Origin of the sequence: Acinetobacter sp. SwsAc4 (assembly GCF_013391535.1) — a bacterium.
Taxonomy (GTDB): Bacteria; Pseudomonadota; Gammaproteobacteria; order Pseudomonadales; family Moraxellaceae; genus Acinetobacter.
The window spans coordinates 20,119-42,238 of record NZ_JACAXC010000005.1; the positions used below are offsets into that span (position 1 = coordinate 20,119).

20 protein-coding genes and 1 pseudogene are annotated in these 22,120 nt (G+C 37.9%); 16 read left to right on the plus strand and 5 right to left on the minus strand.

All coding sequences use genetic code 11. The annotated features are described in order from the left end of the window. Nucleotides 1–38: 38 nt before the first annotated feature. Genes frr through lpxA form a run of 10 tightly spaced genes read left to right on the plus strand, consistent with a single transcriptional unit; the run spans nucleotide 39 to nucleotide 10,177 of the window. Nucleotides 39–593 (plus strand): ribosome recycling factor, encoded by a 555-nt coding sequence (gene frr / locus HYG88_RS04315; RefSeq protein ID WP_004915629.1) that lies wholly within the window; start codon nucleotides 39–41, stop codon nucleotides 591–593. Between the two features lie 5 nt (nucleotides 594–598). Beyond that, nucleotides 599–1,348, plus strand: coding sequence for a polyprenyl diphosphate synthase (gene uppS / locus HYG88_RS04320; protein WP_004915632.1), 750 nt, complete (start codon nucleotides 599–601; stop codon nucleotides 1,346–1,348). A 2-nt stretch (nucleotides 1,349–1,350) separates the two neighbouring features. Beyond that, nucleotides 1,351–2,178 carry a phosphatidate cytidylyltransferase gene (locus HYG88_RS04325; RefSeq protein WP_005160307.1) on the plus strand — a complete coding sequence of 276 codons (828 nt, stop codon included), beginning with the start codon at nucleotides 1,351–1,353 and terminating at the stop codon, nucleotides 2,176–2,178. After that, entirely contained in the window at nucleotides 2,179–3,375 is a 1,197-nt protein-coding gene (gene ispC / locus HYG88_RS04330) for a 1-deoxy-D-xylulose-5-phosphate reductoisomerase (RefSeq protein ID WP_005160305.1), read from the plus strand. Nucleotides 3,376–3,380: 5 nt separating this feature from the next. Next, nucleotides 3,381–4,736 carry an RIP metalloprotease RseP gene (rseP, locus tag HYG88_RS04335; protein WP_034602691.1) on the plus strand — a complete coding sequence of 452 codons (1,356 nt, stop codon included), beginning with the start codon at nucleotides 3,381–3,383 and terminating at the stop codon, nucleotides 4,734–4,736. A gap of 35 nt (nucleotides 4,737–4,771) precedes the next feature. Next, nucleotides 4,772–7,285 carry an outer membrane protein assembly factor BamA gene (bamA, locus tag HYG88_RS04340; protein WP_005160300.1) on the plus strand — a complete coding sequence of 838 codons (2,514 nt, stop codon included), beginning with the start codon at nucleotides 4,772–4,774 and terminating at the stop codon, nucleotides 7,283–7,285. A gap of 40 nt (nucleotides 7,286–7,325) precedes the next feature. Then, complete coding sequence (locus tag HYG88_RS04345; RefSeq protein WP_005160299.1) at nucleotides 7,326–7,826, plus strand: OmpH family outer membrane protein; 501 nt, start codon at nucleotides 7,326–7,328, stop codon at nucleotides 7,824–7,826. A 3-nt stretch (nucleotides 7,827–7,829) separates the two neighbouring features. Further along, entirely contained in the window at nucleotides 7,830–8,900 is a 1,071-nt protein-coding gene (lpxD, locus tag HYG88_RS04350; protein WP_178882649.1) for a UDP-3-O-(3-hydroxymyristoyl)glucosamine N-acyltransferase, read from the plus strand. A gap of 6 nt (nucleotides 8,901–8,906) precedes the next feature. Beyond that, nucleotides 8,907–9,392 carry a 3-hydroxyacyl-ACP dehydratase FabZ gene (fabZ, locus tag HYG88_RS04355; protein WP_005160297.1) on the plus strand — a complete coding sequence of 162 codons (486 nt, stop codon included), beginning with the start codon at nucleotides 8,907–8,909 and terminating at the stop codon, nucleotides 9,390–9,392. Further along, nucleotides 9,389–10,177 (plus strand): acyl-ACP--UDP-N-acetylglucosamine O-acyltransferase, encoded by a 789-nt coding sequence (gene lpxA / locus HYG88_RS04360; protein WP_178882650.1) that lies wholly within the window; start codon nucleotides 9,389–9,391, stop codon nucleotides 10,175–10,177. The genes fabZ and lpxA overlap by 4 nt, the downstream gene beginning before the upstream one ends. 46 nt (nucleotides 10,178–10,223) lie before the next feature. On the opposite strand, the gene HYG88_RS04365 is transcribed toward lpxA, so the two are convergent. Then, nucleotides 10,224–11,156, minus strand: a complete 933-nt coding sequence (locus tag HYG88_RS04365; RefSeq protein ID WP_178882651.1) for an AraC family transcriptional regulator — start codon at nucleotides 11,154–11,156, stop codon at nucleotides 10,224–10,226. Nucleotides 11,157–11,344: 188 nt separating this feature from the next. On the opposite strand from HYG88_RS04365, the gene HYG88_RS04370 reads away from it, so the two are divergent. Together HYG88_RS04370 and gorA are read left to right on the plus strand one after the other, a co-directional pair. Then, nucleotides 11,345–12,589, plus strand: coding sequence for an alkane 1-monooxygenase (locus HYG88_RS04370; RefSeq protein WP_178882652.1), 1,245 nt, complete (start codon nucleotides 11,345–11,347; stop codon nucleotides 12,587–12,589). 154 nt (nucleotides 12,590–12,743) lie between these two features. Beyond that, nucleotides 12,744–14,096 carry a glutathione-disulfide reductase gene (gene gorA / locus HYG88_RS04375; RefSeq protein ID WP_178882653.1) on the plus strand — a complete coding sequence of 451 codons (1,353 nt, stop codon included), beginning with the start codon at nucleotides 12,744–12,746 and terminating at the stop codon, nucleotides 14,094–14,096. A gap of 69 nt (nucleotides 14,097–14,165) precedes the next feature. On the opposite strand, the gene HYG88_RS04380 is transcribed toward gorA, so the two are convergent. The 4 genes from HYG88_RS04380 to HYG88_RS04395 all read right to left on the minus strand — a co-directional run bounded on the left by HYG88_RS04380 (nucleotide 14,166) and on the right by HYG88_RS04395 (nucleotide 18,777). Beyond that, nucleotides 14,166–15,365, minus strand: coding sequence for an acyl-CoA dehydrogenase family protein (locus tag HYG88_RS04380; RefSeq protein ID WP_087537071.1), 1,200 nt, complete (start codon nucleotides 15,363–15,365; stop codon nucleotides 14,166–14,168). A 15-nt stretch (nucleotides 15,366–15,380) separates the two neighbouring features. Continuing rightward, on the minus strand, nucleotides 15,381–16,667 hold the full coding sequence (locus HYG88_RS04385; RefSeq protein WP_178882666.1) for an acyl-CoA dehydrogenase family protein: 1,287 nt from the start codon (nucleotides 16,665–16,667) through the stop codon (nucleotides 15,381–15,383). Nucleotides 16,668–16,904: 237 nt separating this feature from the next. Beyond that, on the minus strand, nucleotides 16,905–18,278 hold the full coding sequence (locus HYG88_RS04390) for an AarF/ABC1/UbiB kinase family protein (protein ID WP_005160290.1): 1,374 nt from the start codon (nucleotides 18,276–18,278) through the stop codon (nucleotides 16,905–16,907). A gap of 193 nt (nucleotides 18,279–18,471) precedes the next feature. Continuing rightward, nucleotides 18,472–18,777, minus strand: a complete 306-nt coding sequence (locus HYG88_RS04395; RefSeq protein ID WP_005160288.1) for a hypothetical protein — start codon at nucleotides 18,775–18,777, stop codon at nucleotides 18,472–18,474. A 164-nt stretch (nucleotides 18,778–18,941) separates the two neighbouring features. Here HYG88_RS04395 and ybaK point away from each other — a divergent pair, with 164 nt between their 5' ends. The 4 genes and pseudogenes from ybaK to HYG88_RS04415 all read left to right on the plus strand — a co-directional run bounded on the left by ybaK (nucleotide 18,942) and on the right by HYG88_RS04415 (nucleotide 22,115). After that, entirely contained in the window at nucleotides 18,942–19,409 is a 468-nt protein-coding gene (ybaK, locus tag HYG88_RS04400; RefSeq protein ID WP_005160285.1) for a Cys-tRNA(Pro) deacylase, read from the plus strand. Between the two features lie 453 nt (nucleotides 19,410–19,862). Next, nucleotides 19,863–20,500, plus strand: a pseudogene (locus HYG88_RS04405) (GNAT family N-acetyltransferase). Then, on the plus strand, nucleotides 20,497–20,868 hold the full coding sequence (locus HYG88_RS04410) for a hypothetical protein (protein WP_005160275.1): 372 nt from the start codon (nucleotides 20,497–20,499) through the stop codon (nucleotides 20,866–20,868). The pseudogene HYG88_RS04405 and the gene HYG88_RS04410 overlap by 4 nt, the downstream one beginning before the upstream one ends. After that, nucleotides 20,865–22,115, plus strand: coding sequence for an MFS transporter (locus HYG88_RS04415; protein ID WP_005160272.1), 1,251 nt, complete (start codon nucleotides 20,865–20,867; stop codon nucleotides 22,113–22,115). The genes HYG88_RS04410 and HYG88_RS04415 overlap by 4 nt, the downstream gene beginning before the upstream one ends. Nucleotides 22,116–22,120: the final 5 nt, after the last annotated feature.

The following is a 22,120-nucleotide window of genomic DNA, read 5'->3' on the forward strand; positions in this document are numbered from 1 at the left end:
TATTTTGTAATACCTAATGAATAAGTAAGGAAGATCATATGATTAACGATCTCAAAAAAGATAGCGAACAGCGCATGCAGAAAACACTTGATTCTTTAGAACAAGGTTTTGCTAAAGTTCGTACTGGACGTGCTCACCCATCAATTTTAAATGGTGTGATGGTTCCTTACTATGGTTCTGACGTTCCTTTGAATCAAGTTGCTAACGTAGGTGTTGAAGATTCTCGTACGCTTATTGTTCAGCCATTTGAGCGTACAATGGTTTCTGCAATTGATAAAGCAATTCGTGAAAGCGATTTGGGTTTAAATCCAATTACAGCTGATTCAATTCGTGTACCTTTACCTGCGTTGACTGAAGAAACTCGTCGTGACATGCAAAAAGTTGCTCGTAATGAAGCTGAAAATGCAAAAGTTGCTATTCGAAACATTCGTCGTGATGTTTTAGGTGATATCAAAGCATTATTGAAAGAAAAAGAAATTTCTGAAGATGATGAACGCCGTGCTGGTGAAGATATTCAAAAGATCACAGATAAATATGTTGCAGAAGTAGATAAACGTCTAGCTGCAAAAGAAGCAGAATTAATGAAGGTCTAATTTTTATGACCTTACAAGAAGAACCGCTTCTTCCAAAACATGTTGCCATCATTATGGATGGCAACAATCGTTTTGCAAAAAAAAATAAATTGCAAAAAGGTGATGGGCATCGAGAAGGTAAGAATGTCCTTGATCCGATCGTTGAACATTGTAAAAGAGTTGGTGTTCAAGCTTTAACTGTTTTTGCATTTTCAAGTGAAAATTGGAATAGACCTCAGTTCGAAGTTGATTTGTTAATGAAATTGTTAGAAGACACAATTCATGAACAACTACCTCGAATGGAAAAATTCAATATAGCATTACGTTTCATTGGTGATCGTTCTAAATTATCAAATGAATTAAAAGATTTAATGTTATATGCAGAACAAAAAACGGCATCTTTCAATTCTATGACTTTAACGATTGCAATCAGTTATGGCGGAATGTGGGATATGGCGCATGCAGCCAAGTGTATCGCTCAAGATGTTGTAGATGGAAAAGTTCAAGTAGATCAGATAAATGTTGATTTATTCGATAAATATGTCAGTCTAAATGACTTACCTGCCGTAGATTTATTAATACGTACAGGTGGAGATTATCGTTTATCTAACTTCTTACTTTGGCAAGCGGCATATGCAGAATTGTATTTTACAGATACATTATGGCCTGAGTTTACAGTAAAAGAATTAGACCACGCTTTTGATGTATTTTCAGGGCGAGAAAGACGTTTTGGTAAAACATCTGAACAGATTCAACAAGCGAAAATAGAGAATTAATAATGTTAGAGCGGATTATAACCGCATTGGTATTAGTTGCTGTTGTTTTAAGTTGCATGTTTGCAACGCAATCACATTATCCAATGTTTATTCTTATGATCTTAGCTGCGGGGGTGGCTGGATATGAGTGGTTTAAACTTATGCCTCATGGCGAAGCACTGGTTTCAAAGCCTAAAGCTTGGATTTATGGTGGATGCGTAGCAGCAGTTTCAACTCTTGCGTTGTTTTTTGATGATGTTGCATTGTTGCTATGGGCAGCATCTATTCTTACGTGGCTAGGTAGTATTTACTGGGTTAAAAACTTTCCAGAATCAGATAATTGGTACAATGTATCATTATATGCAATTGGTTTTATTCTAATTTCTGCAGCAGTGACTGCGCTTTATGCGGTTTGGCATAGCTCACCTTGGTGGCTGATGTATTTGTTCTTGTTGGTTTGGGGGGCAGATAGTGGTGCATATTTTGTTGGTCGTAAATTGGGTAAAAGAAAACTTGCTCCTACAGTAAGCCCAAATAAATCGGTTGAGGGATTGTATGGTGGTATTGCAACAACAGTTGTGATTATGTTGGTTGTACAACATTTCTATTTAGACTTAACTGTAATACAGCTTATCTTATTCCTGATTCTTTCTATTATTACCGTTTTTGCATCAGTATTAGGTGACTTGTTTGAGTCAATGATCAAACGTCGTGCAGGCATTAAAGACTCAGGTCGTGTACTTCCTGGGCATGGTGGAGTATTAGATCGAATTGATTCACTTCTTGCTGCATCGCCTATTTTTGCAACTGGTATGTATGTATTGGTAAAACTTATTGGTGTAGATCTATAAATGACACAGGCTGTTTGTATATTGGGTGTTACGGGCTCTATTGGGCAAAGTACCTTAAAAGTATTGGCACGACACCCAGACCAATACTCTGTTTATGCGGTTTCTGCATATAGTCGTTTAGATGAACTGGTAGAAATATGTAAAAAATACAGTCCTAAAATAGTGGTTGTTCCGAAAATAAAAGCTTTAGAACTAGAGCAACGTTTAAATCAAGAAAACCTAAAAAATATTGAAATTTTAACAGATGAAGCGGGTTTGATAGCGATTGCTGAACACGATGAAGTTGATATTGTTATGGCTGCAATTGTCGGTGCTGCTGGTTTATTACCAACACTTGCCGCAGTCAAAGCGGGAAAACGAGTGTTACTTGCAAACAAGGAAGCCTTAGTGATGTCAGGTGACATCATGATGCAGGCAGCACGTGATCATAATGCTTTATTGCTTCCTGTCGATTCAGAGCATAATGCGATCTTTCAGTCATTACCACACAATTATTTACAGATTGAGAGAACAGGTGAGCCACAACTTGGAGTGTCTCAGGTTTTATTAACAGCTTCTGGTGGTCCATTTCTTAATCATTCTTTAGAACAATTACATGATGTAACGCCTCAACAGGCTTGTAAGCATCCAAATTGGTCGATGGGGCAAAAAATTTCGGTAGATTCAGCGACTTTAATGAATAAAGGTTTGGAATTGATCGAAGCGTGTCATTTGTTTTCAATATCAGAACATTTTGTTACAGTTGTTGTTCATCCACAGAGTATTATTCATTCCATGGTGCAATATGTGGATGGATCAACTTTGGCACAAATGGGTAATCCAGACATGTGTACGCCAATTGCGCACGCATTGGCATGGCCGCAACGATTAAAGACGGATGTTCCTGCTTTAAATCTGTTTGAAACAGCTCAATTAAATTTTCAGGCACCTGATAATATTAAGTTTCCAGCTTTAAATTTAGCTCGTCAAGCAATGCGTGAGGGTGGGTTGGCTCCTACAATTTTGAATGCTGCCAATGAAATCGCGGTCGCTGCATTTTTAAATCGGCAAATTCGATTCACTGAAATTACGCAAGTGGTCGAGCATACTTTACAAGCTGTACAAAATGCTAAAGCAGAAAGCATAGACATCATTTTGCAGACTGATATGATCGCAAGAGGTAATGCAGAGAAGTACATCGTGGGTATAGGGGGTTAAATCGTATGAGCGCACTATTTATGATTGTTGCGGCGATTTTATTATTAGGCCCACTGATCGCGATTCATGAGTTTGGTCATTATTGGGTCGCACGTAAATTAGGTGTTAAAGTTTTAGTCTATTCTATTGGCTTTGGACCTACTTTGCTTAAATGGCAATCGAAAAAATCAGGTATACAATACCAGCTTTCTGCATTGCCGCTAGGTGGTTATGTCAAAATGTTAGATGAGCGTGAAGGTAATGTTGCTGAGCAAGATTTACCTTATGCGTTTAATCGTCAGTCACCTTGGAAACGTATTGCAATTGTTGCTGCTGGACCGCTGATTAATCTTATTTTTGCTGTTTTATTGTTTTGGATTTTGTTTTTACCAGCTCAGGAACAATTAAATACACGTATTGGTAAGATTGTACCAAATACACCTGCTGCTCAAGTTAATTTACATGTTGGCGATAAAGTAGTAATGGTTGATGGTCAAACGACACCGACATGGGAAAAACTAAACTACGCTTTAGTTAATCGTGTTGGAGAGACAGGTCAGGTTTCAATTGTCGTTGAGCGTACTGGAACTGAAAAACAGTTTAGTTTACCGATTAAAGATTTTCTAAAAGATCAGAGCCAATCGCCTTTGGATGAGTTAGGGTTTTTACCTTATCGTCCTGTGATTCCAGCGATCGTAAAAGAACTGAGTGCTGATGGTGCTGCAATACGTCAAGGTATGAAAGTCGGAGACAAAATTGTTGCGATTAATAACGTTGCAATGAAAGATTGGTTTGATGTCGTTGATGTTGTACAAAATTCACCTGAAAAACTCTTAAATATTGATGTGCTACGTCAAGGCAAACTGGTTCATTTACAAGTGATGCCTCAAGGTCAACGTGACAATATGGGTAATATGAGTGGTGTTCTCGGAGTGAAAAGTGATGCAGGTAAAATCACAATTCCGAATGACTATAAACAAACTATTCAATATTCACCTGTAGAAGCTTTCGGGGTTGCTGTTGAAAAAACAACACAATTGTCAGGTATGATTTTTAGTTCGATTACGAAAATGGTACGTGGACTAATTGGATTGGATAACTTATCAGGTCCTATTACGATTGCTAAAGTTGCAGGACAGAGTGCTGAAATGGGGTGGCAAACCTTTATTTCTTTTATGGCATTGATGAGTGTTAGTTTAGGAATTTTAAATTTATTACCAATACCGATGCTTGATGGCGGTCATTTAGTTTATTACTTTATTGAAGCAATTCGTGGTAAACCTGTTTCTGAACAAATACAGATGTTTGGTCTAAAAGTTGGTATGGTACTGCTCGGTAGCATGATGCTTTTGGCTTTATTTAACGACTTCATGCGTTTATAAAAAACGCAAACGGAATTTAACTTACTGGAAAATATATGGGCATGCGTCACACACATTTATTAATGCCTTTGGCACTGGTTAGTGCGATGGCAGTGGTACAACAAGCATACGCAGCAGATGAGTTTCTTGCACAAGATATACGAATTGATGGCCTCGTGCGTTTAACACCTGCAAGTATCTATTCTATGTTACCAATAAATAGTGGCGATAGAGTAAGTGATCCAATAATTGCTGAGGCGATCCGTAGTTTATATGCTTCAGGTTTATTTGATGACATTAAAGCTTATAAAGAAAAAGACGTATTAGTGTTTAAAGTTGTAGAGCGTCCAATCATTTCAAAATTGGAATTCAAAGGCAATAAACTTATCCCTAAAGAAGCCTTAGAACAGGGCTTAAAAAAGATGGGTATTGCTGAAGGCGAAGTGTTCAAGAAATCTGCATTACAGATTATTGAGACTGAGCTTGAACAACAATATACTCAGCAAGGTCGTTATGATGCAGATGTAACAATTGATACTGTTGCTAGACCAAATAACCGTGTTGAGCTTAAGCTTAATTTTAATGAAGGTACTGCTGCAAAAGTATTTGATATTAATATCATTGGTAATACTGTATTTAGTGATAGTGATATTAAGCAAGCTTTTGCAGTTAAAGAAAGCGGTTGGGCTTCTATTGTTACACGTAATGATCGCTATGCACGTGAAAAAATGGCAGCAAGCTTAGAAGCGTTACGAGCTCTATATCTGAATAAAGGTTATATCAACTTTAATATTATCAATTCACAACTCAACATTAGCGAAGATAAAAAGCACATCTTTATTGAGGTTTCAGTTGATGAAGGTAGTCAATTTAAGTTTGGTGAAACCAAATTCTTAGGCGATGCACTCTATAAACCTGAAGAATTAAAAGCACTAAAATTATATAAAGATGGTGAAACTTATTCACAAGAAAAAGTAAATGCCGTTAAGCAGTTGCTACTTCGCAAATATGGTAATGCAGGTTATTACTATGCAGAAGTGAATGTTGTACCTGAAATTAATAATCAAACAGGGATTGTGAATCTAAATTATTATATTAACCCTGGTCAGCAAGTCACTGTTCGTCGTATTAACTTTACTGGAAATAGTAAAACAGCTGATGAAGTATTACGTCGTGAAATGCGCCAAATGGAAGGTGCTTTAGCAAGCAATGAAAAAATTGACTTGTCCAAAGTGCGTCTGGAACGTACAGGTTTCTTTAAAACTGTTGATGTAAAACCTGTTCGTGTACCTAATTCACCAGACCAAGTTGATTTAAATATTAATGTCGAAGAGCAACACTCTGGTACAACGACACTTGCGGTTGGTTATTCTCAAAATGGTGGTATTACTTTCCAAGCAGGTTTAAGCCAAACCAACTTTATGGGTACTGGAAACCGTGTTGCGATTGATTTATCTCGTTCTGTAACACAAGACTATTATAACTTAAGTGTAACGGATCCATATTTTACTATTGATGGCGTGAGTCGTGGTTATAACGTTTATTATCGAAAAACGAAGTTAAGTGAGAACTATAACGTTAATAACTATGTTACTGATAGTGTCGGTGGTAGTTTAAGTTTCGGATACCCAATTGATGAAAATCAGAGTATTAGTGCGTCTTTAGGTATCGATGAAACTAAAGTAAGAACAGGTCCAAGAGTATCTACATACATTCGTGATTATTTGTTGGCAAATGGTGGTAAAGCAACTGCACAGAACACTTATTGTCCTGAAGACCAATTAGATAAAGATTTAGATGGTAACTATACAGGTAAATGTAAACCAGGTGGTGAGATTACTTATAATAGTGCTTTCGAGGGTAGTTTCCTAACTTATACTTTGAATTTAGGTTGGTCTTATAACACCTTGAACAGACCACTTTTTCCGACGTCAGGTATGTCGCACCGTGTTGGTCTAGAAGTAGGCCTTCCAGGTAGTGATGTTGACTATCAAAAAATGACTTATGATGCTCAGGCATTCAAATCATTACCTATGGGTTTTGTGCTTAGAGGTTATGGCAAGTTAGGTTATGGTAATGATCTGCCATTCTATAAAAACTTCTATGCAGGTGGTTATGGTTCGGTACGTGGTTATGACAATAGTTCATTGGGTCCAAAGTACCCAAGTGTAATTTTCCAGGAAACTGGTAAAAATGACCCAGCTCGTGAAAAGGTCGGCGGTAATGCTTTGATTCAATTCGGAACAGAATTAGCATTGCCATTACCATTTAAAGGTGACTGGGCACGTCAGGTTCGACCAGTATTGTTTGCCGAAGGTGCACAAGTATTCGATACACAATGTAGTGTACCAAAGGGCAATATTCTGGTAGGTAGTAGTGCTGTTGATATCAAACAATACTGTAATGACAACTATAAATTTGATTTTAGTAATATGCGTTATAGTGTTGGTGCTGGTTTCACATGGATTACGATGATAGGCCCATTATCATTAAGTTATGCTTATCCACTTAATGATAAGAGTGGTGATAATACCAAATCTATTCAATTCGAAATTGGTCGTACTTTCTAAGTACGGCCTTTAAGCTCTTAAAATATAAAAGGACGAAATAATGAAAAAATTAACGATGTTGATGTTAGGCTTAGGTTTAACGGTTTCTGCTATGACGAATGCTGCTGGTATAGGTGTTGTTGATCTAGCTCGCGTAGTTGAAAGTAGCACATATCTTAAACAACAAAATGCTGCTCTTGGCCAATCAGTTAAACCAACATCGACACGATTAGAACAATTAGGCAAAGAATTGGAAACTATGCAGCAAAAAGCGCAAACTGATGGTCCTAAGATGAATCAAGCAGATATTCAAAAAATGACTGCGCTGTATCAAGCTAAGTTAAATGAGTTCAATACAACTCAACAGGGTTTACAGACTAAAGTACAGTCTACATTACAGTCAATGAACACTGCATTTGAAGGAAAAGTGAAGCAAGTCGCTGAGCAATTAAGAAAAGAAAATAATTTAGATCTTATTTTGAATAAAAATTCAACAATTGCCTCTGACGCTCAGTATGATTTAACTGATAAAATGATCCAAAAGGTTAACGCACTGAAATAATCAATGAATAGACGTATTTATCGTTTAGAAGAAATAGCTCATCTTGTAAAAGGTGAGCTTTTTGGTGATAAAGATTTTAAAATTTCTAATTTGTCTAGTTTGGAACAGGCACAAAATCATCACATTTGTTTTGTAAATGGTGAAAAATATTTAGCACAAGCTGAAGCAAGCGAAGCAGGTGTTTATATTGTGACAACTGCATTAAAACAACAATTATCATCGAAGCAAAATTTTATCGTTGTAGAAAATCCTTATCTCGCTTTTGCAACTCTTACACATTTATTTGAGAAGAAAGTTTCTCAAAGAGGTATCGAAAGTACTGCTCAAATTCATCCTTCTGCGATTGTGGCTGATAATGCTTATATAGGACACTATGCTGTCATTGGTGAGCATTGTGTTATTGGAGATAATACAATTATCCAAGCACATGCTTTTATTGATGATGATGTTGAAATTGGTAACGACTGTTTCATTGATGCACATGTCACGATTACTGGCGGTGCAAAGTTAAAACATCGGGTTCGTATTCATGCGAATACGGTGATTGGATCAGAAGGTTTTGGTTTTGCACCTTATCAAGGAAAATGGCACCGTATTGCTCAACTCGGTTCGGTAAGAATCGGTAATGATGTCCGTATTGGTTCAAATTGTAGTATTGATCGTGGCGCATTAGATGACACAATTTTAGCAGATGGCGTCATTATTGATAACCTTGTGCAAATTGCTCACAATGTTCAAATTGATCAACATACAGCCATCGCTGCAAACACGGCAATCGCTGGAAGTGTCCGAATTGGCAAAAACTGTATTATCGGTGGTGGCAGCGCAGTTGCAGGGCATTTAAATATTGCGAATAATGTGACGCTTACTGGAATGTCAATGGTCACAAAAAGTATTTCTGAGTCGGGAACCTTTTCTTCTGGAATTGGACTGTTTGAAAATAGTCACTGGAAAAGAACTGTTGTACGCCTTAGACAATTAGCAGATGTGCCATTGACCCAAATCACTAAAAGGCTTGATCATATGCAAGCTCAATTAGAGTCCCTTGAATCAACCTTTAAGTTACGTAAATAATTTATTATGACTGAGTCTACATCTCCAGCATTTACAATGCCTGAATTACCCATGGATATTCTTACGATTCGTGAATATTTACCGCATCGTTATCCTTTTTTGCTTGTTGATAGAGTTACAGAAATAACTGAGAATAGTATTGTCGGCTATAAAAATGTCTCTATTAATGAAGAGTTTTTGCAAGGTCATTTCCCGACATACCCGATTATGCCGGGTGTGTTGATTATTGAAGCGCTTGCTCAGGTCTCAGGTATATTGGGTTTTGTTTTGACAAATCAAAAGCCAAAAGAAGGATCATTGTTCTTATTTGCTGGCGCAGAAAAAGTAAGATTTAAGAAACAAGTTGTTGCTGGTGACCAGCTTGTCTTAAAATCAGAACTAGTGATGCAAAAACGTGGCATTTACAAGTACAATTGCAAGGCTAGTGTCGACGGTATTGTCGCTGCAACAGCCGAGATCATGATTTCCCACCAAAAAATTGAGCAGACATGAGTAGTCAAAAACTAATTCACCCAACCGCAATTATTGACCCATCTGCAGAAATTGCATCTGATGTACAAATTGGACCGTATTGTATTGTTGGTCCAAATGTAACGATTGATACTGGGACTAAATTACGTTCACATGTGGTAATTGGCGGTTTTACGAAAATTGGAAAAAATAATGATATTTTTCAGTTTTCGAGTGTCGGTGAAATTTGCCAAGATTTAAAGTATCAAGGTGAAGAAACATGGCTAGAGATTGGGGATAATAACTTTATTCGTGAACATTGTACTTTGCATAGAGGTACCGTTCAGGATAACGCAATAACAAAAATTGGCAGTCATAACTTATTCATGGTGAATACCCATATTGCGCATGACTGTGTAATTGGTGATCACAATATTTTTGCCAATAATGTAGGCGTTGCAGGTCATGTCCATGTCGGCAATCATGTTATTGTAGGCGGTAATGCGGGTATTCATCAGTTCTGTCGTATTGATTCATATAGCATGATTGGTGGAGCAGCTTTAATTCTTAAGGACGTTCCTGCTTACGTGATGGCATCTGGTAATCCTGCACATGCATATGGTATGAATATTGAAGGCATGCGACGTAAGGGTTGGACTCGAGACACGATTCAGGGTTTAAGAGAAGCATATAAGCTGATTTATAAGGCTGGTTTAACCACTGAGCAAGCGATTGAACAGATTCGTAGCGACATACTGACGAAGACGCCTGAAGCACAATTGTTTATTGATTCACTCGAAAAGTCTACACGCGGTATTGTCCGTTAAAATTTACAGAAATAAAAAAAGACACCGAGGTGTCTTTTTTTATATTCTAATTTTCTGCTTCGATGAATTGTTGTCGATATTGCTTGGGTGATACTTCAAAAGTTCGTTTGAATGCTTGGCTAAATGCTGTTTCAGAAGAATAGCCCACTTTGTTTGCAATCAGATGAATGGAGTAATTACTTTTACGTAAATATTGGCTCGCTAAGCGCATACGATGTTGTTGTAGATAAGCCAAGGGAGATTCTCCGATCACCTCATGAAATAAACTTGCAAATTTTGAACGCGACATGCAGCATTGTTCTGCAAGGGTTTCAACTGTCCATGCATCTTCAGGATGGTTATGAATTGCAGCAAGGCTATTGCTGAGCTCAGGATGATTTAAAGCGCTTAGCCATCCATGTTGATTTGAGATTTGCTGGATATGATCCCGAATACACTTGATGAGTAAGATATTCACCAGATGGTCAATAATAATATCTCTGCCAGCCTGAATATTTTGTGTCTCTAATGCTAAAAAGTGTAAACCAATTTGTAACCATTCAGGTGCTGTATTTTCTCCGTGTTGAATATGAATGATTGAAGGTAACGCTTGAATAAATGGACGTGCCATGATGGTGTCAATTTGGCAGCGTACCGCTAAAATCAGGTTCTTTTCTGCTGATTCAGTGCCAAATTCAACAGCATCATTCTTATGTCCATTAAACAATTTTGAAATATCGACTGCATTCACAAGCTTTGTGATGGAGTTATCGGCACCCGTATGTGCTGTTCCAGAAGGAATTAGGACAATTTCACCAGCATGAGCAGTTAAACTATTTTGTGAATCAATTTGAATGAAAACTGAACCAACTAAAACAATATAAACAATCAGGGCGGTTTGATCCTGACAGATAAAACTCCATTCTCCCTGAGTTTTCAAGTAGATATATTCAGTGTGATTTAAATGTATATCAGCAAATATTTTACTTAAAGCATCCATATGATTTTTAAATTATGTATTCATTTTAAATTATAGAGAGCTACTGTAATAACTCAATATGTGTTTATAGGACAAAAACAGGGGTGATGATGCCAAAGACTTTGACATAGGTTTTTTGGACGCTTGCAACTGTCATGAAATTCATAATTCATCAAAATATACATATATACAAAGACATGGATAAGATGATGAATGCACCAGTAAATGTTGAGCAAGAACTTACGCCAGTAAGCATTTCAAAATCGAAAACTGAATTGGATCGTAAACGTTATTTATGGGCAATTAGCCCAGCTTTACCTGCAATTGGAATTGGCATTTTAGCAGGTTATCAATTTGCACCTCGTCCACTGAAAAAAATCTTTGCATTAGGCGGGCCAATTGTTTTGCACATCGTTATTCCAGCAATTGACGCATTGATTGGAAAAGACGCAAATAACCCAACTGATGAAGATATTAAACTACTTGAAAAAGATCCGTATTATTCACGCTTAGTGAAAAGCTTTCTTCCATTACAATATGCAGCTAATTTTTACGCATGTTATTTATCTAGCCGTAAAGATACTTCGTTTATCGATAAAATCCTATTGGGTATTTCAATGGGTGCAGTGAATGGTATTGCGATTAATACCGCACATGAACTCAGCCATAAGCATGACCGTATAGACCATATTCTGTCGCATTTGGCACTTGTGCCTACTGGATATAACCATTTCCGTGTAGAGCATCCATATGGTCACCATAAACGTGCTGCGACACCAGAAGATCCAGCATCTTCCCAGATGGGTGAAACATTCTATGAGTTCTGGCCCCGTACTGTCATTGGTTCTTTTAAATCTGCTGTTGACATTGAAACTAATCGTTTGAAACGTAAAGGTAAAGAATTCTGGTCAACTGAAAATGAATTATTGCAAGGCTGGGGAATGAGTGCTGCCTTTCATGGTTCAATGATCGGATTATTCGGTAAAGGTGTAATTCCTTACTTAGCGACTCAAGCTTTTTACGGTATTAGCTTGTTTGAAATCATTAATTATATTGAACATTATGGTTTAAAACGTCAAAAAGATAAGAATGGTAAATATGAACGTACGATGCCAGAGCATAGCTGGAACAATAACAATATTGTGACCAACTTATTCTTGTATCAATTACAGCGTCATTCAGATCATCATGCCTATCCGACACGTCCATTCCAAGCACTGCGCCATTTTGATGAAGCACCAGAATTACCTAGTGGTTATGCAACAATGCTATTACCAGCATTAATTCCACCACTATGGTCAAAAATGATGGATAAGCGTGTATTTGATCACTACAAAGGTGATTTGAATAAAGCCAATATCTATCCAAAACGTCGTGCAAAACTATTTAAGAAATTTGGTGTCTTGGATCAATCTTTAGTTGAAACTTCAGTTGAAGCCGTGGCAGCCGAATAACTTAAAACTTTCCCAAAGCAGAAGCATTGATCATTCATGGTCAGTGCTTTTTTCTTGTATTAAAAATTTAAAAAACAAAAGTTTTTGCATCATGTTGCTGTATATTTATAAAGAGTACTTAAAAATAATTGTGTAATTACAGCATGAGGCGATGATGACAAAACATTATGATTATATTGCGATTGGTGGTGGTAGTGGTGGAATTGCATCAGTTAACCGTGCTGCGATGTATGGGAAGAAATGCGCCTTGATTGAAAAGGCTGAAATTGGTGGAACCTGCGTCAATGTCGGCTGTGTGCCTAAAAAAGTTATGTGGTATGCGGCACATATTGCTGAATCAATTCAAAAATATGGTCCTGATTATGGCTTTAACAGTAAAGTTGAATCTTTCGATTGGCAGACACTGGTCAAAAATCGTCAAGCTTATATAGAACGTATTCATCAGTCCTATCAAAATAGCCTAAGCAAAAATAAAGTTGATTTAATCCATGGTGCAGCTCATTTTATTGATAAAAATACTATCGAAGTCAACGGTGAGAAATTCACAGCAGATCATATCCTGATTGCAACGGGGACACAGCCATCATTGCCTGATATTGATGGTGTTGAATATGGCATTGATTCGAATGGTTTCTTTGAACTAACGGCTTTACCTAAAACTACTGCTGTGATTGGTTCGGGTTATATTGCAGTTGAATTGGCTGGGGTACTTAATTCTTTAGGTTCACAAGTTGGATTATTTATCCGTAAAGATCTACCTGTTCGACGTTTTGACTCTTTCTTAAGTGAAACTTTGGTTGAAGTGATGCAAACAGATGGAATTACTATACATACACAAGCTGTTCCTAAAAAAATCACCAAGAATGCCGATGGCTCTGTCGTATTACATTTAGAAAGTGGCGAAAGTCATACTGTCGATTGCTTGATTTGGGCAACAGGCCGTGAGCCAAATACGGCGAGCTTGAATTTAGAAAAAGCCAATATACAGCTCGATGATCGAGGATATATTCAAGTCGATAAATTCCAGAATACATCCCAAACAGGCATTTATGCGGTGGGAGATATCACAGGGAAAATGGAGCTGACACCTGTCGCAGTTGCAGCAGGTCGTAAATTGTCTGAGCGATTATTCAATCATAAGCCAGATGAGCATTTAGATTACGATAATATTCCAACGGTTGTGTTTAGTCATCCTCCGATTGGAACAGTAGGGATAACTGAGCAAGAAGCGATTGATAAATATGGTCAGCAAGTTGTGAAAGTTTATAATTCATCATTTACTGCGATGTATAGCGCCATTACGCAACATCGTCAGCCGACCAAAATGAAGTTAGTCTGTGTGGGTGAAAATGAAAAAATTGTCGGTATTCACGGTATCGGTTTTGGCATGGATGAGATTCTGCAAGGTTTTGCGGTTGCTTTAAAAATGGGAGCGACGAAAAAAGATTTTGATAATACCGTTGCGATTCATCCAACATCTGCGGAAGAGTTTGTGACGATGCGATAGCGCGCGCTATATGGAAATAAAAAGGACGTAAATAACGTCCTTTTTAAATTTTTTGTTTAAAATGGGTATTTATTTCAATTCACTCGAAGATTTACCCAATTCACGACGAGCAATAATGAGCTGTTGAATCTGTTGTGTACCTTCAAAAATATCAAGGATTTTTGAGTCACGTGCCCATTTTTCTAATAACTCATCTTCACCATAGCCCACGCTTGCAGCTAATTCGACGCATTTGAGCGTAATTTCATTACCAACACGTCCAGCTTTGGCTTTGGCAATCGAAGCTTCTTTAGAGTTGGGCTTTTTATTGTCAGCCATCCATGTGGCTTTAATCATAAGTAGGCGAGCAGCTTCCCACTCAGCTTCCATACGGTAAATCTGTGCGGCTAAATTTGAGGTTTGTAAATATGGTGTTTTGTAGTCAGGATCAAGCTGGTCTTTGAAAATTTCCTTGATACGCTCCAATGAAGCTTTGGCACAACCAACCGCCATAGCTGCAACAAGTGGACGAGTGTTATCAAAAGTTTCCATAACACCAGCAAAACCTTTAGCAACATCAATTTCTGGATTACCCAATAAATTTGCAGCAGGTACACGGCAGTCCGTAAAGCTAATCACCGCCGTATCTGAGGCTTTAATCCCGAGCTTGTGTTCCAGACGTTCAACTTTCATACCTACTGTACCTTTAGGTACAACGAAAGATTTAATCGCAGCACGACCCAGCTTTTTATCTAGGGTTGCCCAAACTACAACTGAGTCAGCACGTTCACCAGAAGTGACAAAGATTTTTTCTCCATTTAAGATGTAATCATCACCATCTTTGGTTGCTGTTGTACGAATAGCCGCTGAGTCTGAACCACAACCAGGTTCAGTAATCGCCATAGCAGCCCAAGTCCCTTTGAAACGTTCAAGTTGTTCATCATTGGCAACTGCTGCAATGGCAGAGTTGCCTAAGCCTTGACGTGGCATACTGAGCAGTAAGCCTGTATCACCATAACACATTTCAATAATACCAAGTGCCGCAGACATGTTACCGCCATTCACAATGGCATCTGGGTTCGCTGTCCCTCGTTTACTCGCATTGGCAGCACCCACACCTTCGCCACTTTCATTCATACCATCCAATAGGGCAGCGAGCATATCGAGTTCTTTTGGATAGGCATGTTCAGCTTTATCATATTTGCGTGAGATTGGACGCAAAACATTGATTGCAGTTTCATGTGCCTGATCAACCAACATTTTAAATTTTTTCGGATTTTGTAAGTTCATTATTATTCTCCAAAATTACGCATGTAAGCCAGAATGTAAGATAGCGGTTGCGCGTAGATCACGATACCAACGTTCAACAGGATGCTCTTTAGTAAAACCATGACCACCTAAGATTTGAACACCATCTGTACCAATTTTCATAGATTTTTCAGCACAAAGTAAACGCGCAAGGTAAGCTTCACGATGAAATGGTTGACCCGCTTCAGCTAAGCTCGCTGCATTTAAAACCAACATACGCATAGCATCAATTTCAATGGCCATATCCGCAATCATGAAAGCAACACTTTGACGATGCGAGATGGGTTCGCCAAAAGCAGTACGTTCATTGGCATATTTAATACAGTAAGCTTTGATTGCTTCTCCTGTACCAATCGCCATGGCGCACCACATTAAGTTTCCAAGGTCGACAAATGCAGTGTAATCAAAATCAGTATCGCCTAAGCGTAAAGCTGGTGTTTGATTGAAATGGAGTGTTGCTGTTTCAGTTGCTTTTAATCCCATTGCTGGATTAGCTTTGATTGCAATCGTTTCATTTGACTGTACAACAAAAATATCAGGTTGACCGTTAAACTCGGCACTGACAAGGAATACATCGGCTGTATCACCCAAAATTACCAACGTCTTTTCACCTGTAATGGTCATTTGTCCATTTTGTTCAGTTGCTTTGGTTTTTAACTGATATGGATTAAATGCAGGAGTCGCTTCTTGAAATGCAAATGTTGCGGTAACGTCATTATCCTCAGCAAACACAGGCAAATACATCGATTGAACTTGTGTTGAACCCCAACGGGTAATTGCATTAATAACGCTAAATGTGCTGAGCAGACCTGCTGTTAAACTGAAATCACCTTTTGCCAAACTTTCAGCGATTAGTATATTACTGACAATATTTTGTTCAGCGGCAACACCACCTGATGCTTCAGGTAACGCATAGTAGTTCAAACCTAAGTCGACCAAATGTTGCCAAAGTTGTTCTGGGAATTGTGCTTGATGATCAGCGTCATGCGCTAAAGCATATAAAACTTCTTCAGCGAATTGAGACATTGCATCAACCGTCATTTGCTGTTCTTCAGTCAGACTGAGATCAAACAAATTTTTATTAACTTGATTCGGGAGGCGTTGCTTATCAATTGCTTGTGGTTTAAAAGCTTTTTGTGTTTTATTCAGTACTTTAAAACCTGTTTTTGATCCTTGATATAATGATTTCTCTACAAATTTTCTTAATTTGAGTTGATCTAATACTTCGCTTCCTGCGATTTTAGTGATCAAAGATAGCCCAAAGCCTTGAGCTTTATTCATCATATTCGACATGATTTTATCCTAGAGGATGGTTGTAAAATTATGCTGACATGCTCTAGTCAAAAAAACTATGTCTTGTTTGACGTGCTAAATTAAGAAAGATAAAGGGTAAAATGATTCGTATATAGATTTTATCTTATTGTTTTTAAATGAATAAAAAAAATATCAGAAAAATAAATTTTTAAAAAAATTGACCAAACTGACAAATCAGATTGGTCAAAATGACTTTAGATATAGTGCTTATGCAAACTGACGAATCATTTTTCGTACATTGGTCTTTGCTTCGATCACGGTCATAAACGTATATGCACCAATAAACTTACGGCTAATAAACATAAATTCTTTTGGTGGAACCGAGAAATAGCGCGATGCCATAGACTGTGCTGCCTGTTGCATGACACGGCTATGCAATTGGCTTTTCTTCCAATCGTAGCGATCTTGCTCATCCATTACACCTGCTGGCATGTCAGGATTGTTAGCTGGACAGCTAAATGCTTCTGTGGCGATAAGGAACACATCTGCCATACCTGGTTTGATACTTTCAGGCATTGCATCAAAGAACTCGTAGCCTGTCATCGCTTTAACCATTTCATCTTTGTTATGGTTATAACCAGCATGGATCAGGTTACGTGCAACAGTGAGCAAATTCTCATCGAACTGACGAATTGCACCAAAGTCGAGGAGAACGATTTTGTCCTTTACATCATCGCCGTTACCCAAACGAACAAGATAATTACCGAAGTTCGGATCGGTTTGCATTTCGCCCCATTCAAACAGCTCACGTACTGCAATTTCCAAAGAAGCTTCGCCTAATTGGTTACGACGTTCTTGGGGGAGGGAGAGCATGACAGGGCTATTTACAGGCACACCACGTTCAAAGGTCATGCACAACACTTTTTTAGCGCAAAATTCATCGACAATTTCAGGAACGATATAACGAGGATCATCTTTGAGGCGTGCAGCAAAGCGGCGAGTTGTCGCGGCTTCGATGTCATAGTCGACTTCTCGATGCATCATTTCACGAACTTCATCAAACCACTGATCAAATTCACGTGTTTGCGGCACCATACGCGTGAGTTTTAACATGTTCCTGAAAAGGTTCATGTCTGAATCAATTGCTTCAGCGACACCTGGATATTGAATCTTTAAGACTAGCTCCAAACCATCTGATTTACGTGTCGCACGATGAACTTGAGCAAGTGAGGCTGTACCGATTGGTTCATGATCAATCGTGAGTTCATCTAATTTTGAACCTAACTGTTCTTGCAAATGCGCTTTGATTGCAGGCCAAGCTAGTGCGACAGTTTGATTGTTCAGTGTATTTAATGCTTGTGTAATTTCTTCAGGTAAGAAATGTTCGCCGTATAAAGCCATCATTTGACCAATCTTTACGATTGATCCTTTTAGTTTTCCTATTTCAGAAACTAAATAATGAGCTTGTTCAGCCATGGCTTTTTTACGCTTTTTCTCTTTTTCTTCTTCACTAGAAAAAATTGAAGTAGCGCTAGCAGTCGCCCAACGTGTTCCAGCGAGTAAAGAGGCTTTTGCAATAGATAAGCGACGATCTACAGAGGAGGTTTTTAGATTCTTAAGCTTATCGTTCTGATCTGACATGAAAGAAAAATCCTATGCTGAAATCGGAGGGTTGAAAGCCGAGACTTAAATTGTAGCGGATATTACAGCTTTTGAACGTATTAAAATAGTTCAATCTCTTGAATTGTCAGTCTAAATTTGTGAATTAGGTCAATAAATCAGAATAGCCTAAGTAAAATTTAACTTTCAAATTTGGCTTTCGTATACAGATGTCCTAAATCCTAAACTGAATTTTTAGATTAGATTTTCTCATTAAAGCAGCACGATTAGTATGAATATGAGCAATCAACATACGCTTTACATGACTATGATGAAAGCCTAAAGCATGAGCTTTCACAATAATGATACTGGGTAATGTAAAGAAAAAATACTTGGTGTCGTCTAAAGTCGCATTTTTAAAAATACCTTCTTCAATCAAAGTATTCCGAAGAAAAATTTTCTCTTCTTGCACAGTAGTAGATGACTCATCATCCCAATAATTCTGACGCATTGCCATCAAATTATTATGTTTATAACTCATCGTTGCTTGAGCTCATTCTGTTTACTATTAGCAAATATATGTGGTTAATTGAGTGTTTATCAAGAATAGATTTATCTCAAAAATAGCCTAAGTAAATTTAATCCTTAATTTTTAAATGCTACACTTATACTACTTTAATCACTAAAGCAAAGAACTGAAAAAAAATGACTCCAGCTTGTAAGTTATTAGAAAAAAATAAAATAGCATTCACAATTCATGAATATGAACATGATGTAAATGCAAAAAGTTTTGGCTTAGAAGCCGCAGAAAAACTCAATCTAAATGTAGATGAAGTATTCAAAACGCTAATGGTCACCGATGAAAAAAATTATTTCATCGCAGTTTTGCCAGTGAATTATCAATTAAATTTAAAAAAAGTTGCATCAGCAATAGGGTGTAAGAAGTTACAAATGGCCAATCCAAAAGATGCTGAACGTTTAACTGGTTATTTAGTAGGTGGAATTAGTCCTCTAGGGCAGAAAAAACGACTCAAAACTGTAATAGATGAAACAGCGAAATCATTAAATAAGATCTATGTAAGTGGTGGAAAAAGGGGGTTGGACATTGGTCTTAACCCAATTGATCTAGCTAGGTTACTGGAAGCTACATTTTCAGATGTTTTAGATTGTTAATATATTTAAAAGGGCTTTAAAACATAAAGCCCTTTTTATTTGATTTATAAAAACAATAAAAGAATGAATCATAATTAAAATATTTAATAATGAGAATTATTATCTTTTGTATTTTTCTTGATCTAAATTAATTTTTCACAATAAAAAACAAAGTATTAAGTTCAAAAGGCTAAGTTATTTTATAATTGCTATTATTAATGATAATTATTATCATTAATAATAGCAATTACGATGAATGCCATTGTAATAAGGTTTGTTTAGAGCTCAAAACATTCGAAAAAAATTAACTCTCTCTTTATAAGAGGATACCGACAGATGCAATCACTTGCCAATCGGTTGGCGATACAACACTTCGTCAACGCATATACGCAAGAAACTGGCAAAGGTCACTTGCTTAATAAAAATCAGCAAAGTCTGCAACAACAAGCGTTTAGCCAAGGTTTAAGGTTCGATATGAAAACTATTTCTCAGCAATTACCAGATTATTTTGAATACCACGAAGATGGCACACAATACTACTTACGCCAAGTGCAATACCCACAAGATATTCCTTTGCTACATCAATGGATGCATGAGCCACATGTTATTCCACAGTGGCAATTGAATAAGTCAGAACTGGATTTACAGGTTTACTTCGACAAGATGCTGGCAGATGACCATCAACGTTTATTGATTGTGGGTGTGGATAGCAAAGATGTGGGTTATACCGAGATCTATGAAGGTAAGCGTGATCGTTTAGGTCGTTATTACGAAGGTGATGACAATGATTTAGGTTGGCATTTACTTTTTGGTGGTAAGTCATTGTTTAGTAAGGTCTTTTACATCCAGCCATTCGTTTGCTCAGCTTCTATATTTTTGAACATTCACAAGCGAAAAAAATTGTGGGTGAGCCAGATCATACCGTTAAACCTTATGCAGCAGTGGTGGTAGAGCTTTGTTATGAAAGCCAACGTTTAATACCGATGCCTGAAAAAACAGCGATGTTGTACCACTGCTTTAGAGAAACTTTCTATAACAAGTTTGGTGAATATTACCAAACATCACAACAACAGCTAGCAGATCAGCCAGCCAAACTTCTGAGTGTTACATGAGCTTATATATCAATGAAATGCATATCTTAGACATGCGCTTTGCGGCGAATGTCTCTGTTGCAGAATTTGAACAATGGTTAGCACGGATTCAGCACTATTTCGAACATAAGCAAAATTTCGTGTTGATCATACAAACCGATGTAAATACTGAATTTCCTGAAGAATATCGGGTCATTCAGGGGAAATGGTACAAACAATATAAACAAGATTTTTATCAATATTGTTTAGGCCTTGCTCGCATTGCCCAAGATGAGGCAGATCGTATTCGATTAGACACGCCAGCTTTGCAAAAAGCCTGGCATGTTCCTTATTTTGTCAGTTTAGAAAAGACCGATGCCGTGCAATGGGCGATGCAGAGGTACTTATGAATCAACACATAAAACCTGACCAAGATTTTCCAATCAAAACAGTTTCTGCACTGAGTTTAACTGTGGTGGTGGTGTTGTACCTTGCACATGCATTGCCACTGTACTTTTACAATGTTGCCTTACCTGCGATTCTACGTCATCAAGGGGTCGATCTGCGTTGGATTGGCATGTTGTCGCTACTGTATATCCCATGGGCCTTTAAGTTTTTTTGGGCGCCCTTAATTGATCGTTTTTATTTTAAGGCACTTGGTAAACGTAAAACTTGGCTTTTATTCACTCAAATTGCCTTGGTATTCGGTGTCGTTGCCTTAGCTTTGACACAATTCGATTACGGTCTAAGTATCTTTGTCATTGTCGGTCTATGGATTTCAACCTTTGCCGCAACCCAAGATATTGCGATAGATGGTTATACCGTTGAAACCTTTTCTGAATCCGAATATCGCCTAGGCAGTATGGCACAAAGTATTGGTGTGGCACTGGGCAGTATGATTGGTGGTGCTGCAACTTTGTGGCTGTATCAATTGTATGGTTGGCAAACCGCGCTGATTTGTTTAGCTGCAATGACAGCACTGACCATGCTTGCAGTGTTTCAAATCAAAGAAAAAACCAATACTGAAAAAATTGCAAAGCAAGCACCGAGTCTGATTCGAGCCTTTAAGCGCCCTGAGATGCTTTGGGCCTTGGCTTTGATTGTCTATTATCGCGTAGTCGAAGCGCCAGCAATGGCCATGCTGAATCCGATGTTGATTGATCAAAAATGGTCATTGGCAGAGATTGGTGTACTAATGTCTGTGATTGGCGCGGGCATTGGTTTATTGGCAGCAGTAACAGCCGCATTCCTGTTAAAAAAAATTGCAGCAACACAATTACTGATTTGGGCTGGTTGGGCACGCAGTTTGGTGTATGCCTTACTGGGCATCGCGGTCTTATTCAGCTGGTTTAATCAGTGGCAAATGTTATTGGGGCTATTTGTTGTGGTTATTTTGGCGATTCGTTACGTCGCAATGACTGCTTTATATGCGCACTTCATGCATACCAGCTCTCAGGAACAAGCTGGAACAGACTTTACCATTTTGGTCTGTTTTGAACTTCTGGTTTATTTCATTGGCGGTGCAATGTCTGGTTTCTTGGCCAAAGCATTTGGTTATGGAAATTTCTACCTCATTCTCGCAGCAGCATCTGTGTTGAGCGTCTTGCTCAGCCAAGTGTTAATCCACAAAGCAAAACAAACGGAACAACTCACCTAGGGGTA

What these genes read in the sequence shown, in the direction of transcription:
- frr (WP_004915629.1), top strand. Translation starts at nt 39, where the DNA reads ATGATTAACGATCTCAAAAAAGATAGCGAACAGCGCATGCAGAAAACA.
- uppS (WP_004915632.1), top strand. Translation starts at nt 599, where the DNA reads ATGACCTTACAAGAAGAACCGCTTCTTCCAAAACATGTTGCCATCATT.
- HYG88_RS04325 (WP_005160307.1), top strand. Translation starts at nt 1,351, where the DNA reads ATGTTAGAGCGGATTATAACCGCATTGGTATTAGTTGCTGTTGTTTTA.
- ispC (WP_005160305.1), top strand. Translation starts at nt 2,179, where the DNA reads ATGACACAGGCTGTTTGTATATTGGGTGTTACGGGCTCTATTGGGCAA.
- rseP (WP_034602691.1), top strand. Translation starts at nt 3,381, where the DNA reads ATGAGCGCACTATTTATGATTGTTGCGGCGATTTTATTATTAGGCCCA.
- bamA (WP_005160300.1), top strand. Translation starts at nt 4,772, where the DNA reads ATGGGCATGCGTCACACACATTTATTAATGCCTTTGGCACTGGTTAGT.
- HYG88_RS04345 (WP_005160299.1), top strand. Translation starts at nt 7,326, where the DNA reads ATGAAAAAATTAACGATGTTGATGTTAGGCTTAGGTTTAACGGTTTCT.
- lpxD (WP_178882649.1), top strand. Translation starts at nt 7,830, where the DNA reads ATGAATAGACGTATTTATCGTTTAGAAGAAATAGCTCATCTTGTAAAA.
- fabZ (WP_005160297.1), top strand. Translation starts at nt 8,907, where the DNA reads ATGACTGAGTCTACATCTCCAGCATTTACAATGCCTGAATTACCCATG.
- lpxA (WP_178882650.1), top strand. Translation starts at nt 9,389, where the DNA reads ATGAGTAGTCAAAAACTAATTCACCCAACCGCAATTATTGACCCATCT.
- HYG88_RS04365 (WP_178882651.1), bottom strand. Translation starts at nt 11,156, where the DNA reads ATGGATGCTTTAAGTAAAATATTTGCTGATATACATTTAAATCACACT.
- HYG88_RS04370 (WP_178882652.1), top strand. Translation starts at nt 11,345, where the DNA reads ATGAATGCACCAGTAAATGTTGAGCAAGAACTTACGCCAGTAAGCATT.
- gorA (WP_178882653.1), top strand. Translation starts at nt 12,744, where the DNA reads ATGACAAAACATTATGATTATATTGCGATTGGTGGTGGTAGTGGTGGA.
- HYG88_RS04380 (WP_087537071.1), bottom strand. Translation starts at nt 15,365, where the DNA reads ATGAACTTACAAAATCCGAAAAAATTTAAAATGTTGGTTGATCAGGCA.
- HYG88_RS04385 (WP_178882666.1), bottom strand. Translation starts at nt 16,667, where the DNA reads ATGATGAATAAAGCTCAAGGCTTTGGGCTATCTTTGATCACTAAAATC.
- HYG88_RS04390 (WP_005160290.1), bottom strand. Translation starts at nt 18,278, where the DNA reads ATGTCAGATCAGAACGATAAGCTTAAGAATCTAAAAACCTCCTCTGTA.
- HYG88_RS04395 (WP_005160288.1), bottom strand. Translation starts at nt 18,777, where the DNA reads ATGAGTTATAAACATAATAATTTGATGGCAATGCGTCAGAATTATTGG.
- ybaK (WP_005160285.1), top strand. Translation starts at nt 18,942, where the DNA reads ATGACTCCAGCTTGTAAGTTATTAGAAAAAAATAAAATAGCATTCACA.
- HYG88_RS04410 (WP_005160275.1), top strand. Translation starts at nt 20,497, where the DNA reads ATGAGCTTATATATCAATGAAATGCATATCTTAGACATGCGCTTTGCG.
- HYG88_RS04415 (WP_005160272.1), top strand. Translation starts at nt 20,865, where the DNA reads ATGAATCAACACATAAAACCTGACCAAGATTTTCCAATCAAAACAGTT.